This window comes from Paenibacillus aquistagni, from assembly GCF_900177815.1.
In the GTDB taxonomy this organism is placed as follows: domain Bacteria; phylum Bacillota; class Bacilli; order Paenibacillales; family Paenibacillaceae; genus Paenibacillus_B; species Paenibacillus_B aquistagni.
In genome coordinates, this window is record NZ_FXAZ01000008.1 from 107050 (window position 1) to 123465 (window position 16416).

Annotated in this window: 16 protein-coding genes and 1 riboswitch; of the genes, 12 read left to right on the forward strand and 4 right to left on the reverse strand. The window is 47.9% G+C overall.

What is annotated here, in order from left to right; genetic code table 11:
* Positions 1–146 precede the first annotated feature (146 nt).
* The gene (locus B9Y93_RS21650; protein WP_085498189.1) at positions 147–983 is read left to right on the forward strand and encodes a helix-turn-helix domain-containing protein; all 837 of its coding nucleotides are present in this window, start codon (positions 147–149) and stop codon (positions 981–983) included.
* 183 nt (positions 984–1166) lie between these two features.
* Here the strand turns inward: B9Y93_RS21650 and thiE are convergent, their stop codons facing one another.
* The 3 genes from thiE to thiM all read right to left on the reverse strand — a co-directional run bounded on the left by thiE (position 1167) and on the right by thiM (position 3599).
* On the reverse strand, positions 1167–1832 hold the full coding sequence (gene thiE / locus B9Y93_RS21655; protein ID WP_085498192.1) for a thiamine phosphate synthase: 666 nt from the start codon (positions 1830–1832) through the stop codon (positions 1167–1169).
* Entirely contained in the window at positions 1829–2671 is an 843-nt protein-coding gene (thiD, locus tag B9Y93_RS21660; protein ID WP_085498194.1) for a bifunctional hydroxymethylpyrimidine kinase/phosphomethylpyrimidine kinase, read from the reverse strand. Before thiD ends, thiE begins: the two co-directional genes overlap by 4 nt.
* Before the next feature lie 118 nt (positions 2672–2789).
* A complete protein-coding gene (gene thiM, locus B9Y93_RS21665) occupies positions 2790–3599 on the reverse strand; it encodes a hydroxyethylthiazole kinase (RefSeq protein ID WP_085498197.1) in 810 nt (269 codons plus the stop codon).
* Between the two features lie 84 nt (positions 3600–3683).
* A riboswitch (TPP riboswitch) is annotated at positions 3684–3793 on the reverse strand.
* Positions 3794–4781: 988 nt separating this feature from the next.
* On the opposite strand from thiM, the gene ehuB reads away from it, so the two are divergent.
* The 11 genes from ehuB to B9Y93_RS21720 all read left to right on the forward strand — a co-directional run bounded on the left by ehuB (position 4782) and on the right by B9Y93_RS21720 (position 15339).
* Positions 4782–5693, forward strand: a complete 912-nt coding sequence (ehuB, locus tag B9Y93_RS21670; protein WP_085498198.1) for an ectoine/hydroxyectoine ABC transporter substrate-binding protein EhuB — start codon at positions 4782–4784, stop codon at positions 5691–5693.
* Position 5694: 1 nt separating this feature from the next.
* A complete protein-coding gene (ehuC, locus tag B9Y93_RS21675) occupies positions 5695–6345 on the forward strand; it encodes an ectoine/hydroxyectoine ABC transporter permease subunit EhuC (protein WP_085498200.1) in 651 nt (216 codons plus the stop codon).
* 7 nt (positions 6346–6352) lie between these two features.
* Positions 6353–7015: an ectoine/hydroxyectoine ABC transporter permease subunit EhuD gene (ehuD, locus tag B9Y93_RS21680; RefSeq protein WP_085498202.1), complete on the forward strand. Its 663-nt coding sequence runs from the start codon at positions 6353–6355 to the stop codon at positions 7013–7015.
* 48 nt (positions 7016–7063) lie between these two features.
* The gene (ehuA, locus tag B9Y93_RS21685) at positions 7064–7870 is read left to right on the forward strand and encodes an ectoine/hydroxyectoine ABC transporter ATP-binding protein EhuA (protein WP_280522910.1); all 807 of its coding nucleotides are present in this window, start codon (positions 7064–7066) and stop codon (positions 7868–7870) included.
* Between the two features lie 58 nt (positions 7871–7928).
* Complete coding sequence (ectA, locus tag B9Y93_RS21690; protein WP_085498364.1) at positions 7929–8432, forward strand: diaminobutyrate acetyltransferase; 504 nt, start codon at positions 7929–7931, stop codon at positions 8430–8432.
* 69 nt (positions 8433–8501) lie between these two features.
* Complete coding sequence (gene ectB, locus B9Y93_RS21695) at positions 8502–9800, forward strand: diaminobutyrate--2-oxoglutarate transaminase (protein ID WP_085498366.1); 1299 nt, start codon at positions 8502–8504, stop codon at positions 9798–9800.
* A 59-nt stretch (positions 9801–9859) separates the two neighbouring features.
* Positions 9860–10243, forward strand: a complete 384-nt coding sequence (locus B9Y93_RS21700; RefSeq protein WP_085498206.1) for an ectoine synthase — start codon at positions 9860–9862, stop codon at positions 10241–10243.
* Positions 10244–10370: 127 nt separating this feature from the next.
* Positions 10371–11270 carry an ectoine hydroxylase gene (thpD, locus tag B9Y93_RS21705; protein WP_085498208.1) on the forward strand — a complete coding sequence of 300 codons (900 nt, stop codon included), beginning with the start codon at positions 10371–10373 and terminating at the stop codon, positions 11268–11270.
* 254 nt (positions 11271–11524) lie between these two features.
* Positions 11525–12979 (forward strand): flavin monoamine oxidase family protein, encoded by a 1455-nt coding sequence (locus B9Y93_RS21710; RefSeq protein ID WP_240968206.1) that lies wholly within the window; start codon positions 11525–11527, stop codon positions 12977–12979.
* A 266-nt stretch (positions 12980–13245) separates the two neighbouring features.
* The gene (locus B9Y93_RS21715; protein WP_139829203.1) at positions 13246–13755 is read left to right on the forward strand and encodes an RNA polymerase sigma factor; all 510 of its coding nucleotides are present in this window, start codon (positions 13246–13248) and stop codon (positions 13753–13755) included.
* Between the two features lie 102 nt (positions 13756–13857).
* Positions 13858–15339 (forward strand): hypothetical protein, encoded by a 1482-nt coding sequence (locus tag B9Y93_RS21720; RefSeq protein WP_085498213.1) that lies wholly within the window; start codon positions 13858–13860, stop codon positions 15337–15339.
* Between the two features lie 147 nt (positions 15340–15486).
* On the opposite strand, the gene B9Y93_RS21725 is transcribed toward B9Y93_RS21720, so the two are convergent.
* A complete protein-coding gene (locus tag B9Y93_RS21725; RefSeq protein ID WP_139829204.1) occupies positions 15487–16404 on the reverse strand; it encodes a DUF4179 domain-containing protein in 918 nt (305 codons plus the stop codon).
* Positions 16405–16416: the final 12 nt, after the last annotated feature.

Below are 16416 nucleotides of genomic sequence, written 5' to 3' on the forward strand. Positions count from 1 at the left end.
GTATATAGGGGACGAACCGCGCAAGAACATCCAAGAATGCACGCCTTTTATATAATAATCTGAATGTCCATTGTGAAATTAATATTGCTATAACATCGTCTTGCTCCTATGTTATATATGAGAAAACGAAATTAGGGGGAGCTCATATGAGAGAACACTTCAGAACGCATATTATCGTTACAGAAGAGGATCGCAAGCTTCCTCTTTATATCGAAAGCGTCGGATATTTGACTCATCAGTCCGCGATACATAGAAACAGCGGCTATCCAGAATATCACTGGCTGCAAACTGTGGAAGGCTGCGGACGATTCGAATATGCAGGCCGTTCTGTTGAGCTTATGCCCTCCCAAGGCATTCTGCTCCCTCCCTATTCACCGCATGACTATCAACCGATAACCCCAAGATGGTCCACCATTTTTGTCACCTTTGGCGGTTCACTCGCGAAGCATATTTTGAATGCCTTAGAGCTCTATCATCCAAGCCTCTATCGGATTGAGCAGCCTGCTGCCCTGCTGTCTTCACTTGACCATATGATCGCCACAGCGAAGAACGTAACCAACTATTCGGGCGCTGACCGCTCACCTGATCTTTATCAGTTTTTAATATTATTAAAAAAGCATGGGGCCGCCGCTTCCAGCGTATCAGCAATCGTCAATCTGCACCGTATTACAGCGCTATTGGCATGGCTTGATCAGCATTACAGCGATCCCTCCTTATCCCTTGCAGATATGTCATCAAGGCTTCATCTCACTCCTCAAAGGCTAACAACCTTGTTTCGCAACGCGGTTGGAAGCAGCCCTTACGCCTATCTCATACAGATCCGCATGCAGAAGGCTAAAGATCTCCTCACGCTGCAGCTTGAGATGACGAACAAAGAAATCGCTGCGGCAGTAGGATTCAAGGATCAAAGCCATTTCATCGCAACCTTTCATAAGCAGACTGGAATGACGCCCAATCAATTTCGAAAATTGTATGAGTCATGATCATGATTTCATCGTAATGTTGTTCAGGTAAAGCGTGTTGAAATCACAAAGAAAAAGCGTGCCGAATACGAGCAGCTTCCTGCTCCGTCATTCACACGCTTTCTATGAAGCAGCAATCATAAAGACTGCTGCTCCAGGTCATATTCAAATTGCAGCAAAGAGCTTCGATGAATGATTTCAAGCTCATCTATTCGCCCTTGCCCCCGCTTGCTCTTTCAATAGAGCTGCCGCTTCACTTACAGGTGCAGCCTGCGTTATCGCAGATACAACAGCAACACCGTCTGCTCCCGCTTCAATAACGGGACCGGCATTGTACGGAGTAATCCCGCCTATGCCTACAAGCGGAATCGTGATGCCTTGCATCCTCAGCTTGCGAATAAGCTCTAGCCCTTGGACAGGACGGGCATCAAGCTTCGTGCTCGTCGGATAGATCGGACCAAGCCCAAGATAATCCGCTCCATCTTGTATAGCTCGTTCGACTTCCTCAACGGTGTGCGCAGATACACCTAAGATAAGATGTCCTATTCTCTTCCGCACATCTGCAGCAAGCTCATCCTCCTGCCCGACATGAACGCCATCCGCTTCAAGCAAGAGAGCAAGCTCTACATCATCATTGACAATAAAAGGAATGCCATGCGACCGGCAGATGGCTCTAAGCGCTTTGCCAAGCGCTAGCCTGTCAGCTCCCTGGCAGGCGCCTTCGCCTTTCTCTCGATATTGGAACATCGTGATGCCGCCTCGAATGGCTTCCTCCAGCACATAAACGGGATCTGCGGCGCAGTTCGCACTCCCCATAACGAGGTAAGCCTGCAGCTGTCGTCGCAAATCTTCTTGAGCAATGCGTGTCATACTGTCCGAACCCCTCCTTGCTCCTGATGCCTTAGCCTGCGCTGATAGGCCCAATGGTTTGTCGGGCCATGTCCGTGCCCAATCTCCAGCTGCTCTTCGATAGCAGCCTGGATATACTGCTTCGCTGTCTGCACCGCCTCCAGCAAGCGGCTGCCCTTAGCCAGCTCAGCCGCAATCGCAGAAGAATACGTGCATCCCGTGCCATGCGTGTTCTTCGTCTTGATGCGCGTGCCAATAAAGGTATCGAAGCTTATGCCATCATATAAGAGGTCTACAGCCTCCACAGGGTCAGCTTCGTGGCCCCCTTTGATGATGACCGCTTTAGCGCCATACGCCGCTAATTTGCGCGCTGCTTCTTGTTTATCCTCGAAGGACCGAATCGTAAGTCCCGTCAACACTTCTGCTTCGAGAATGTTCGGGGTAATAACGGCGGCTAGCGGAAGCAGCTCCGTGAGCAGCGCCTGCACCGCCTCCTGCTGCAATAGCGAGGCTCCTCCTTTTGCAATCATCACCGGGTCAATGACCACGTTTGGCCATCGATAATACCGAATCTGAGCAGCCACCGCTTCAATGATCTCTGCATTGAACAGCATTCCTGTCTTGACCGCATCAGTTCCTATATCTTCGCCAATTGATCGGAGCTGCTCCGCCACTGCCTCTGTCGACATTGGATACACCGCTTGCACACCGAGCGTATTCTGTGCGGTTATGGCCGTGAGAGCCGACATTCCAAATACACCAAGCTCCTGAAAAGTCTTCAGGTCAGCTTGTATGCCTGCTCCTCCTCCGCTGTCCGATCCAGCGATTGTTAAAGCTTTATATACTCGATTCGTCGTCATCGTAAAGCTCACTTCCTTGAAGATAAATAGCGATGCTAATCGATCAGGCCCATGCTTTGTCGAAACCCTGCCGTGTGCCAAAACTTGAAATTACCTTTTGCAAGTATGTGGCAATGTTCTAAGAGAGCTGCTTCACACGCCCTTGATTCTCAACATCCCTTGCCGTAATCTGATACAGCTGATTCAGCAGCTCGATCTGAAATGCGCCTGGGCCATGCGATGCCGCGATTCGGGCCGCCTTCTCTGCTGCGACGCCATACGTGCATACAGCCGCAGCACTCGCCTTGACAGGCTCGCTCCCTACAGCTGCAAAGGCCCCAACAATCGACGAAAGCAGGCAGCCTGCGCCCGTGACACGCGTCAGCATCTCATGACCATTTTGAACCACATATGTCGATGTTCCATCACTAATAATGTCTTCCTTGCCTGTAGCCACAACGGTCGCTCCCCATGCTGTAGCCGCTTGAGTTGCAAGTGCAGCAGAATCCCCTGTTACCGTTCCCGCATCTACACCCTTGATTTCCCACGTCTCGCCCATGACATTTGCGATCTCGGCGGGGTTGCCTCTTACAATGGAAATATCTAGTTCCTTAAGCAGCATTTGGGCCGTTTCCGTACGATAAGCTGTCGCCCCTGCTCCAACAGGATCAAGAATGATCGGAACGCCATGTTCATTGGCAGCCCGACCTGCAATCAGCATGGAACGCACTTCGGCATCAGTCAGTGTGCCAATATTGAGCACTAACGCGCCTGCCATTTTCGCCATATCATAAACCTCTTCTGGAGCATATGCCATCACGGGAGACACACCTAGCGCCAGCAATCCATTCGCCGTAAAGTTTGTAACCACGACATTTGTAATATTGTGCACCAAGGGCTTCATTTCTCTTACTTGCTCCAAGCATTGTCCAATCATTGTGTAATTCATAGTCAGCCTCCTAATAAGGGTTTATGATACTAAAAAAGCCAAATCCTTCATTGGATCTGGCTTATATCACCGCTGTACACTCCGAAGAATGCGCTCCTACTTTCCTACGCTGGTATTAGCCAGATCAGGTCCAAAGGGTCAAGCGGCTTTCTGCCTCTCTCTCAGCCCAAGCATGGGCCCCCCTAGTAGATCAACATCTATTTATATTCTATTCGTATTTGATTTCATACTACCTGCATGATGCTGCTTTGTAAAGAAATACTCCACTTCATCGTTGCTCAATAGCCTGACAGATGAGTACATCATTCAATACTTCCTTTATCCGAGACTATGATCAATTGGTTCATCTTATATCGATACATATAAGAAGGATGCCCTGAAAGCATACAGACGCTCAAAGGCCACTATGCATGATTATATTTATTCAAAGAAGCTGCTCCTCGCCGCTAACCTCTATTCTGCCTTCAAAATGCTGCCTGCCGAGAAGGCTCCTCTTCCCCATAGCTTTAACTCCAAGGGAAACTTGCTAGGACTTTTGCGTAAACGAGCTTAATTTTTCCTACATTTTACATCACCTTGTTATTTAACAACCTAATCATTAATCTCATTTATTAATTAATCTTATAGATATCCAATGCCTGATAAATCATCTCCATGTCCAATCATCATCTTGACCTCCTTAGGGTTTGCTAACGATTATTGAAGCTGCAGCGATCTCTCTATAAGGGTGATATGGGAACTTCCATCTCTTCTAAGTACACGATTGCATGAAGACATTTCTAGACAATACTTTTGCTATATCAGCTTTTTCCTTCCTTACCCTACGTTCTGTGTCGAATATCGTCTAACGATATCACTCCGTTGCAAAGCCCGACTCACAACTGCTTTTTCAAGTGGACGATACAAGTGCTTTCAAAAAAGAGGGATATGAACATGGCAAGATCCACAGCGCAATATATAAGGTTAATTTATATATCATACACCTGCATCATCTGTAAACCTGATCATACTCGACCATCTCGCAGGATATGGAAGGAAAAGGTTGGACCCTGCCAGTGACCTCCCCTGCTCCAAAAATATCCATAAATATGCGGAATAATCCCAGTATACTGGAAATGACCTCCTATCCAATTGATGGTAGCCTATTAGGTGTAGCAAACAAAAGAAAGGTTGTGGGAATGAGTGAGACGAAGTTGGGTGATCCTTCTGCTGCTGCCAATTCTTATCTTGAGTGCATGCACGCAGCAAAGCTCTAGCGGAAACAGCAGCAATGCAGGAGATAATTCTAATGTGGAGCAAAGTCGAGAAGAAGACACGCTGGCAAAGCTGAAAGCTCAAGGCTATGTCACCGTAGGCTTTGCGAATGAGAACCCCTACGCGTACAAAACAGCAGACGGTGAACTTACTGGTGAAGCCGTCGAGATTGCAAGAGTCATTCTTAAGCGGCTTGGAATCAACGAGTTAAGAGGAGAGCTAACTGAATTCTCATCTTTGATTGCTGGTCTTCAGGCGAAGCGCTTTGATCTAATTACAGCTGGCATGTTTATTCGTGAAGACCGCTGCGAAGCCGTCCTCTTCGCTAATCCGGAGTACAGCATTGGAGAAGGCATTGCCGTCAAGAAGGGCAATCCGCTAAAGCTGAACAGCTATGCTTCGATAGCTGACAATAAGGATGCGAAGATCGCTGTCATGGCTGGTGCGGTAGAGATCGAATATTTAAAAGCATCTGGCGTTACGGATAAACAAATGGTCATCGTGCCGGATCAGGATGCAGCAATCAGCGCATTGCAATCCGACCGAGCCGATGCCATTACGATGACAGGCCCGTCGCTTCAATCGCGACTAGCTGCTGCTGGTGATGATTCCCTTGAGCGTGTGATGGACTTTGAGCAGCCGATCGTGGATGGAAAGAGTGTTCGCGGCTATGGAGCAACCGCCTTCCGTATGGAAGATACCTCGCTTCGCGATGCTTTTAACGAAGAGCTGGAGAAGATGAAAGAATCTGGCGAGCTGCTTGAGATTCTACAGCAATTCGGCTTTACGGAGCAGGAGCTTCCAGGAGATATCACGACAGCCGAACTTTGCGGAAGCTAACATGAGTGTGCCTTGGCTGGATTGGCTGCCGCTCTTAGGGGAAGGAACACTCATCACGATCAAGATCGCGCTGCTGTCCATTGCAGTAGCCCTGTGCTTGTCAGCCCTTGCTGGCTTAGGAAGCACATCACCTATCATCATCATACGAATCGCAAGTCGAACCTACATCGAGCTGTTCCGCGCTTGCTCGCTGCTTGTTCTCTTGTTCTGGGTATATTTTGCCCTCCCCTTTGTCGGTGTGGAGCTGTCTAAGCTGTGGGCAGGGGTACTCGCGATTGGACTGAATATCGGCGCCTATGGCGCAGAGATTGTTCGAAGTGCTATCTTCGCTGTTCCGAAGGGACAGTATGAAGCATCCTTGGCACTCAATCTAACGCCGACAGAGAGAACGTGGAAGATCATCATTCCTCAGGCGGTCGCCCGAATGATTCCTCCCATGAGCAATCTGTTGATTGAACTGTTGAAATCAACCTCGCTCGTGTACTTCATTACGCTGTCAGACCTCACCTATGAGGCGATGATTATCCGCAATAATTACTACAGCTACACACCTTATATTTTTGCCTTGCTGCTTGGGATTTATTTTGTGTTATCCTCCTCAATCTCAATTACGATGCGAATCTTAGAGCGCAAGTTTACGGCATGGAGGTGATCACACAATGTGGAATTGGAGTTACGCAGCTGAGATTCTGCCTACACTGCTGAATGCGCTGCTCGTTACGATTGGAGCTACGCTAGCCGGCTTTGTATTGGCTTCCATTCTAGGCATTCTCATTGCGCTTGGCAGACGTTCAAGGTTTGCAGTTCTTCGGCTCGGTCTGCAGGGGATCGTCAACTTTATTCGAAGTACGCCCTTGCTTGTACAGCTGTTCTTTTTATATTACAGCCTGCCGATGATTCTGCCGATATCGCTATCCGCCTTTACCACAGGTGTAATCGGTCTAGGACTTCATTACGCCACGTATTTGTCAGAGGTATACCGCTCAGGCATTGATGCTGTTCCTAAAGGACAGTGGGAAGCAGCAACAGCACTCGATTTATCCCCTGTTCGCACATGGTTTAGCATCATTCTGCCGCAGGCAGTGCCGCCGATTATTCCGATCATGGGCAATTACCTCATTGTCATTTTAAAAGAAACACCGACCTTGTCCGCCATTACGTTGGTCGAACTGCTGCTGACCGCAAAAAATACAGCTTCTGTATCGTATCGCGTATTCGAGCCTTACACCATTACGGGAATCCTATTCCTGGTCATCAGCCTACTCCTGTCCTTTGGCATGGCAAGGCTTGAGAAACGGCTTAACCGACGTCATACCGCCTAAAGGAGGGATTCGCCAATGAGTGAACCAACAGCAGAAACAAAGTCGGTCATGACGCTCCCAAGAGAAGAAGTGGTTTCACCGCTTACCGGGGAGCCAATCGTACAATATCAGGGTGTTACCAAGACCTTTGGTGATCTTGAAGTCATTAAAGGCATTGATTTAGCTCTATATCCAGGAGAAAAAATGGCCCTCATCGGCCCGAGCGGCTCCGGAAAGACAACGTTGGGGCGTATGCTCATGACCTTAGAAGAGCCTACGACCGGAACCATTCTTATTGATGGTGAGCCGCTGTGGCAGATGAAGACCTCTTCTGGCAAGCTCGTTCGGGCAAATGAGAAGCATCTTCGAAGGATGCGCCAGAAGATTGGCATGGTATTTCAGCATTTCAATTTGTTTCCTCATCTTAGCGTGCTCCGCAATGTCACCTTGGCTCCGATGTCAGTGCTGGGGCTGTCCAAGGAGGAAGCCTATCAGCGTGCTGTCGAGATGCTCACAAAGGTAGGACTTCAAGATAAGCTTGGTGAGTATCCTTCACGCTTGTCAGGCGGGCAGAAGCAGCGCGTGGCTATCGCAAGAGCACTCGTCATGCAGCCAAAAGTCATGGTCTTCGACGAGGTTACTTCAGCGCTCGACCCCGAGCTTGTTGGAGAAGTGCTTGAGGTGATCAAGGAAATCGCCATCGACAGCGATATGGCGATGATGCTGATTACCCATGAGATGGACTTCGCAAGGGATATAGCGGATCGCGTTATTTTCGGTGCAGAGGGCCGCATCGTGGAGCAGGGCTCGCCAGAAGCGATTTTTGAACAACCAGAAAGTGAAAGGCTCCAGTCATTTCTCAAGCGATTTCGCTAGCTGCATTGGGGGGGCACAAGGGTTGAGTCCGCTGGCTATGCCCTTGAAAGGAGAAATCATGAATTCATGTACTCGTAAATTAACAATACGCAAACCTACAGCTCAGGATGGAGCTGCGGTATGGAAGCTCGTCAAGCATTCAGGATCACTTGATCTGAATTCACCTTATGCCTATCTCATGACATGTGAAATGTTTGCAGGCACAAGCGCTGTAGCCTGTGTGGAAGATACACTGGTAGGCTTTGTAACTGGCTATAGAAAGCCAATGCAATTGGACACTTTATTTATTTGGCAAATTGGCATTGATCCCGTATACCGTGGTCAAGGAATTGGCAAGCAGCTCTTAAAGAGCGTGCTTCAGCGGGAGGAGAATGCTGATGCGAGTTATGTGGAAGCGACAATTGGACCAGATAATACCGCTTCCTCTCAGCTCTTCCTTCGCCTCGCAGATGAGCTTGGCACAACCTGCTCGTTAACCAATCATTTTGAACCCGATTGGTTCCCTTCCGATACTCCGCACGATGCCGAGTTATTATATCGCATCGGGCCATTGCTGTCATAGAAGATAAGCCGTTCGAAGCGTTCACCAAAAACGATTAACGAGGAGGCCATTCTATTGAAGCAAACTGCTATGAAACAACCCAAGTTGGACGTATTTAATCAAATGGAGTCTGAGGTAAGAAGCTATTGCCGCAGCTTCCAAACCGTATTTAACAAAGCAAGCAATGCCCTTTTATGGGATAAACATCATAAAGCATATATCGATTTCTTTGCTGGCGCTGGCGCACTGAACTATGGGCACAATAATCCTCGCATTCGCGAAAAGCTCGTTCAATATTTGCTGGAAGACGGCGTCACCCACAGCTTGGACATGGCGACCGAAGCTAAAGAGCGCTTCCTGCTTCAGTTCAACAACCTCATCCTTAAGCCGCGCAGCATGTCTTATAAGGTCATGTTCCCTGGCCCTACAGGCACTAATGCTGTGGAGAGCGCCCTTAAAATTGCCCGCAAAGTAACAGGTCGCACCAATATCATCTGCTTTACAAATGCTTTTCACGGCATGTCCCTCGGCTCTTTATCTGCGACAGGCAACTCCTTTAAACGCAAAGGTGCAGGCGTCACTTTAGGCAACACCACCTTTATGCCTTATGACCAATACTTCGGCTCATCCATCGATACAGCGGCTATGCTTGAGAAGATGCTCGATGATCCAGGCAGCGGCATCGATAAACCGGCTGCCGTCCTTCTCGAAACGCTGCAGGGCGAAGGCGGGCTGAACTCCGCAAGCCAAGCATGGCTTCAAAGCATTGAGAAGATCTGCCGCAAGCATGACATGCTGCTTATTGTCGATGATGTGCAGATGGGCTGCGGACGCACGGGAAGCTTCTTCAGCTTCGAGGACGCAAAAATCGAGCCTGATCTGATCTGCTTGTCCAAATCCATTGGCGGCTATGGCCTGCCTATGGCCTTGACCTTGATCAAGCCAAAGTATGATCAATGGGAGCCTGGAGAGCACAACGGCACCTTCCGCGGCAACAATCTCGGATTCGTGGCTGCAAGCGAAGCCTTGACTTACTGGTCCGATCCTGATTTTACGAGTCAAATCTCAAAAAAATCAAAGATTCTCCATGATTTTCTTGCACGCATGGCCAAGACGTATCCGAAAGAGATTCAAGAAGTACGCGGCAAAGGATTTATCCAAGGCTTAGCCTTTGTTGAACCGTCTCATGCCGGCAAGCTTAGCGCTGAAGCCTTCGAGCGCGGTGTCATTATGGAGACTTCCGGCCCTCGTGATGAGGTGGCGAAGATCATGCCGCCGCTTACTATTGAGGAGAAGCTTCTGCATGAAGGACTTGAGAGGATTGAAGAAGCGCTCCAAGCGATGTTCAGCCCTGCTGCGGCGAAGGGAAAAGTGTCGGTACACGCCTAGCCGTTCCATATGATTCACAACAACCATTCACTTATTCATGCACAAGGAGGATATGAACCATGATCGTAAAGCATCTGGACCACATTGTGAATACCGAAGACGATATTGATACAAGCACATGGAACTCCCGTCGCTTGCTGCTTAAGAAAGATGGGATGGGTTTCTCTATGCACGATACATTAATTAAGGCAGGCACCGAGACATCGATCTGGTATCGCAACCATGTCGAAGCCGTGTACTGCGTAGAAGGCGAAGGAGAGATTGAGGTTGTTGACGGGGAAACGTACCCGATTCGGCCGGGAACCTTATACGCTCTTGATGGACACGAGAAGCACTTGCTGCGTGCAAAGAGCCAGATGCGGATGGTGTGTGTATTCAACCCGCCGTTAACAGGAAGAGAAGTTCATGATCCGGAAGGAGTATACCCTCTCATCGAAGATTAAGCTCGTAGCAGCTTCATGCACCCTTAGTTGAATCGATGATGTCCCCTCACTCCATGATTCCAGATTCCAGTGAATGAAGATCAGCTGCAGGAAAAATCCCATTTCTATGAAAGAGAGGTCATTGCAAATGAAAACGGAAGCGAACATTGTCAACAAGGTGAACGATGTGTATCCATCTCGAATAGCTGCGAAGCCAAGTATTGAGGACCGTAAAGACCCTGTGGTCTACAGTTCATGGACAGAATCGAGTCCGCTGACAAAAGAGCAGACCGAATTTTATGAGAAAAATGGCTATCTGTTCCTAGAGGAATATTTCACAGAGGAAGAAGTTCAGGCATGGAAGCAAGAGCTTAAGCAACTGCAAAGCTATTACAAGGAACAGGAGTCCGAACACGTCATTCGTGAGCCAGAGAGCCACGAGGTGCGTTCTATCTTCGCGGTGCATGACAACAATGCGATCTTCAAGGCGCTTGCCAAACACGAGAAGCTGACTTCCATCATGGAGTATCTGCTGGGTTCCAAAACATACATTCACCAGTCCAGAATCAACTTCAAGCCAGGGTTCACCGGTAAAGAATTCTATTGGCACTCCGACTTTGAGACTTGGCATGTTGAGGATGGAATGCCGCTTATGCGTGCACTAAGCTGCTCGATTGCGCTTGAAGACAACAACCATTTCAATGGTGCGCTCATGGTCATTCCCGGGTCGCACAAGTCCTTCGTCTCCTGTGTCGGAGCGACGCCTGAGAACCATTACAAAGACTCGCTGCGCAAGCAGGAGTATGGCGTACCTGACCCAGACAGCCTTACAAAGCTTGCGGACGAAGGCGGCATACAGATGCCGATCGGCAAAGCCGGCTCTGTGCTCCTCTTCGACTGCAATATCATGCATGGATCAGGCAGCAACATCTCGCCGTATCCAAGAAGCAATGTGTTTATGGTCTATAACAGCGTTGAGAATAAGCTTGCGGAACCATTCTCCGGCCAGCAGCCCCGTCCGGATTATATTGCAAATCGCAGCATCTAGCAGCCATTACTCCAGCGGCTTCACACCGCGTATGTTCCTTGTGAGAGATTGCAAGGATCAGGTTGTAGAAGTTGTATGATGTAGCGCCGCCTGTCTTCAGATAGGTGGCGTTTCTTTTTGTGTTCATTCAAAGCCTACCTCCCCCACCCTCTTCGTCACTGTCACCAACTAGACCATGCCTATCCAGAAAGATCACATAGACAGTCAGGATGATGAATATAAATCAAGCAATACGTATGTAAGGGAGCATGTCTATGGCTGAGCATGTCTATGAACCATTATCAACAGAACAAATGGTTCAGATTATCCGCGAAGGACTTCCCCCCGCCTCGTATCCGAAGTCGATCTTAGTCATTGGTGCAGGCATGTCTGGTCTCGTTGCCGCCTCTCTGCTTCAATCCGCTGGACATCAGATTACGATAATAGAAGCCAATGACCGAGTTGGTGGACGTGTCTACACGATTCGCAACCCTCCGTTTCGAGAGGGCCTCTACTTCAACGCCGGGGCGATGCGGCTACCAGACAACCATACCTTAGCTCTCGAATATGTGAGGAAATTCGGACTGTCCCTCCATCCGTTCTTCACTAGCACGCCTGGAGATCTCTATTATACGAATAAAGTGATGACAAGGAAGCTTATCTATGAGCAGCTGCCAAGCATACTTAGATATCCTGTCGCTCCAGAAGAGCAGGATCAGACCGCCGAGGAACTGATTATCGCCGTGCTGAATCCGATTCTTGAATTTGTAAGACAAAATCCCGATCAGAACTGGCATATTGTTGAGGAAGAGTATAAAGATTATTCATTGGGGAATTGGCTCAATCTTCATTTATCACCCGGGGCCGTTGATATGATCGGTGTCCTGCAGGATCTTGAAGTGTTCATGGGTATGTCTCTCGTTGATGTCATTCGCATTTTTTACGCTCAGCCCTCCAAATACTTCTCCATCGAAGGCGGCATGGATCTTCTGCCAAAAGCCTTTTTGCCGCAATTGCAAGATCATATCCACTTTCATCAACGGATGACTGAGCTGCATGTAATGCCCAATTATCATGTTGTCCATTCCATTCATCAATGGACCAAAGCACCACAGCGCTTTACCGCGGATTATACACTCATCACGATTCCCTTCTCTACGCTGCGATTTGTTAAAATCAAGCCCTATGACGCGTTCTCTTCCAACAAGCATAAGGCTATACGCAAATTGAATTATTTCTCAGCCACCAAGATTGCCTTGGAATTCAAAAGCCGTTTCTGGGAACGCTCTGGCATGCTTGGTGGCCGTTCCGTCACCGACATCCCCATTCGCTTTAGTTATTACCCAAGCGACAATCTTGGATCTGCTGAATCAGCTATTGTCATAGCCAGCTACACTTGGGCAGACGAAGCCTTGGTATGGGACAGTTTAAGCGAGGAGGATCGAATCTACTTTGCGTTAGAAGGGTTAAAGGAACTACACGGTGAACAGGTGTATTACGAATACATCACTGGAACCTCCTTCTGCTGGGGGAAAAATCCTTATTCCATGGGAGCCTTCACCGCCTTCGAGCCTAGGCAGGATACTGAGCTGTATCCCTATATTGTACAGCCGGAAGGACGTGTGTATTTTGCAGGAGAGCATGCTAGTCTTATCCATGGCTGGATTGAAGGTGCTATTCTGTCCGCAGTAAGAGCAGCCTATCTGTTGAACCAGCACCCCCATGCTTGACCGCTGGGTAATCGTATAACAAGAACCTAACTTTGATATATGTATATTTTTAGAAGATTATAGAAATATAATACTATAATGATAGATTGTGTAGTATACTCTCGATGAACTCCACGGTTGCAACACCTGTTCTCCGCTACTGCCTGCGATCAGCCAGCTAAACCTACACCCTAATACTCCCTTTCCATGAAAGGAGGTAGAGCACGATCCACAATTTGCTGCTCAGCCCCCCATCTTCTCATTCCAATGAGCGGATTCCACACGCAATGTCTATGTATCAGACCTACTATAAGCTCGTATATCCCGATGTTTATCGCATTTTACAAGATCCCTGGATCGCAGAAGATGTCATACAAGAAGCCTTTCTAAAGGCACTCATGAATATGAACCGCTTGCGGCATGAAGCGGCCCTTACGAGCTGGTTCAGGCAAATTGCCAAGCACCAAGCGTTTGACTATCTCAGACGAAGCCGCAAACATCGTTCTATGATCCCTTTGCACGCGAATACGACCCCAGATAACGATTTTTCTGCCTCGTGTGAATATTCAGATGTCTCTCAATTCATTGAGAATAAGCTTCGCAATGAATCTCTTCTTCTCTCCTTAAGCAAGCTGCGCCCCCAAGATCAAAATCTAATAAAACTGCATTATTTCGAGGACAAATCATATAAGGAAATCGCTCAGGAACTTCAATTGACAGAGCAGATCATTAGCCAAAGACTCGCACGAGCTCGCAAGAAGCTTCGTCAATCTTTTACAAAAGCATGGCCTCTATAAAAATTATTCGTTAGATAAACGAGTCGACTTACGTCTTATATGATAGAGACATGAGCAAGATAGGCATCCTGTCTCTACTATAGATGAGAGGGGTAATATGGGATGAAGAGAAAATGCTTTAAGGTATTGCAGGCATGTCTGGCGATTATGCTCCTCATGCAAGTGAGCGTCGCTGCAGCAGAAGAACAAAAAGGCGGTTCACTGAGTCTGTCAGATTTGACAACGACAGACGCCATAAGCACGATTGATGCACCTGTGTTACAGCCTGAAGAGGAGGTCATTCACAATCTGTCACGATCACCTGAAGACCTTGCACTAAACACATCCAACACGCGTGCTCTTACCCGCTCCATTCAACTGGAAGACCAATCACAAGTCAGCTCCTTCTCCATTCATCAAGCATCTTTTGCTTCAGCTGTGCCATCAACTGTCACGACGGATACGTACTCAGGCGTCATCACGAATGAAGGAGAGTCATCGCTGTTATATCCAATATACGTCGATCCCGGACATGCTCTTCAAGTTCAACTGACACCTCCTGGCTCAGCGCAGCTAGATTATGATCTCTATTTGTATGAATTTGACATGGCTACCGGCGACCTTATTACGACTCCGATAGACTACTCCATCTATGGAACATACTTAAATGCATACAGCGACGGAACGAAGACGCTTACCGAGCATGTAGGAACGAAGAATACGACCACTGGAGCTAAAGCGTACCTTATTGAGGTATACGCCAAGCAAGGCGCTAGTATTAACGATCCGTTCTATGTAACGGTAGCTAAGAGCGCAAGCTATGATGCCTTTGAAACCGATGAGAGCGCCTTCCATGCCTATGCGATTACAGTAGCGACTGGAGGCTCTTCCTTAAACAGCCGCTCCATCAACTCCACAGTAGATAATGATTGGTATGCGCTTACCGTGCCTGCTGATCGCAACTATGATGCGATGAACTTTTCTTTAGATCAGACATCGGCAAGCAAGGGGTATAAAGTAGAAGTGTATGGTGTGCTTGCTGGTAATAAGATGAAGCTCATCACATCCACAGGCAACAACAATATACCGCTCGGAACAGGCACCTACTACATCCGAGTATATACGACTGGACAAGCGGATGACACCAACTATACTTTGGCAATGAGACCTGTCTTGCGAGCCGATAAGCTGATGAACGTGAGCTATAATTCTGGCGGAGGCTCTAATGATTATCCGACTTATCAATATGGTCGCAAATTCCGGATTCAGAAAAACTGGCTCACTGTCCAAGGCGTAGTCGCTACCTCAGATAATTATCCTGTAGCCAATGCCAAGGTTGATCTTCTCTGGTTAAACGAGAACTGGACAGAGCAAAGCGGCAACCGGACTCGTACAGGCTCTGCATATAGTGATCAGAATGGACAATTTACGATTACGCTCCAGCTTCCTCCTTCAACCGGCAGCATCGCTGAATATTTGCCTGGTCCAATCAGCTTCACCCATTACTATGACTTAAGCGGAATTCTTGTTCAGGTATCCGACCAGCCTACAGCCAGCAAAACGGATGTCATGTACCACTTTGCATACAGTGTTTATGGTGGATAGGCAGCAGAGCCAAGAAAGGCATTTCATGTGTTCTATTCTTTCTGCTATGTCACGAAGCTTAGGGATTCACGTAACAAAAAGCAGTCGGGAAGTTCGTCTTCTCGACTGCTTTTTCATGGTTTTCCTAGTTTTGCTTCCTTTACTTTTTCAGTTCTCGCTCGCCATAATGGTGGCTGGAACCTGAGAGAAAGCTCGCTCCTCAATGACAAATTGCTTAGCCATGCCCAGCTGCTCCTCTATGTCCTGCAAGCTCTTTTCGGCTTCAGCCCTAGTATGAAACAATCCCGCTTCTACGAGAAACATCCCTTCTTCATCCTTCAATATGCGCTTTCCCTCACGATCGGACAGCACTTCTTCGAATAACCCTTGTGACTCCCCGTATGGAGCGGATACTGTCCTAAGAGAATACATTGACGGCTTCTGAGTTAGATCAGCAGTAGACATGGGCTGAAGCGTAATGACCACCTGTGCAGGCTCTTCATACTCCTTAATCTCATACTTTACAGCTTCATTAAATACTACATTGAAGCGAATAAGCGAATCATCCATGGATATGATCTGATACGCATCTTCAATGTATTGGCTTTGCTCAAGCATCTTCAGTTCATCTATGGCTGTAAATCTTCTTGCATCCATGGAGAAGGTCATCATGCTGGGGTATGATGAGATCTTCACATGAAATAAACTTGCTGTCTTTTGAGGCTTGCTTCCCTCCGAGAAATGAAGAATGACACTCTCTTGAGCGCCTTCTTTTTCCAACTGAATATGACGAATGTTAGCTGCTCCTTGCAGAGAACCCCCGCTTGCGCTTCCATTATGAAATTGCAGCACCTGCACGAGCTTGCCAATCCCCGGAATGCTCTTCAGGCTGCTCGCAAAGGCCGGCATCGTATTCACGGTTAAGGTAAGCAAAATAAAGAGAACGGCAGTACTTACGCCGATTCGAGTGGTCCAGCGCTTTATCGTTCTCATGCGTTTGCGCTGAATCCTGCCTCTCTCCATACCTGATTGTACTGCTTGAGCAAGCTCTTTAGGAATCTCAATATCATAATAGGCTTGTTTCAATGGATGAATCTC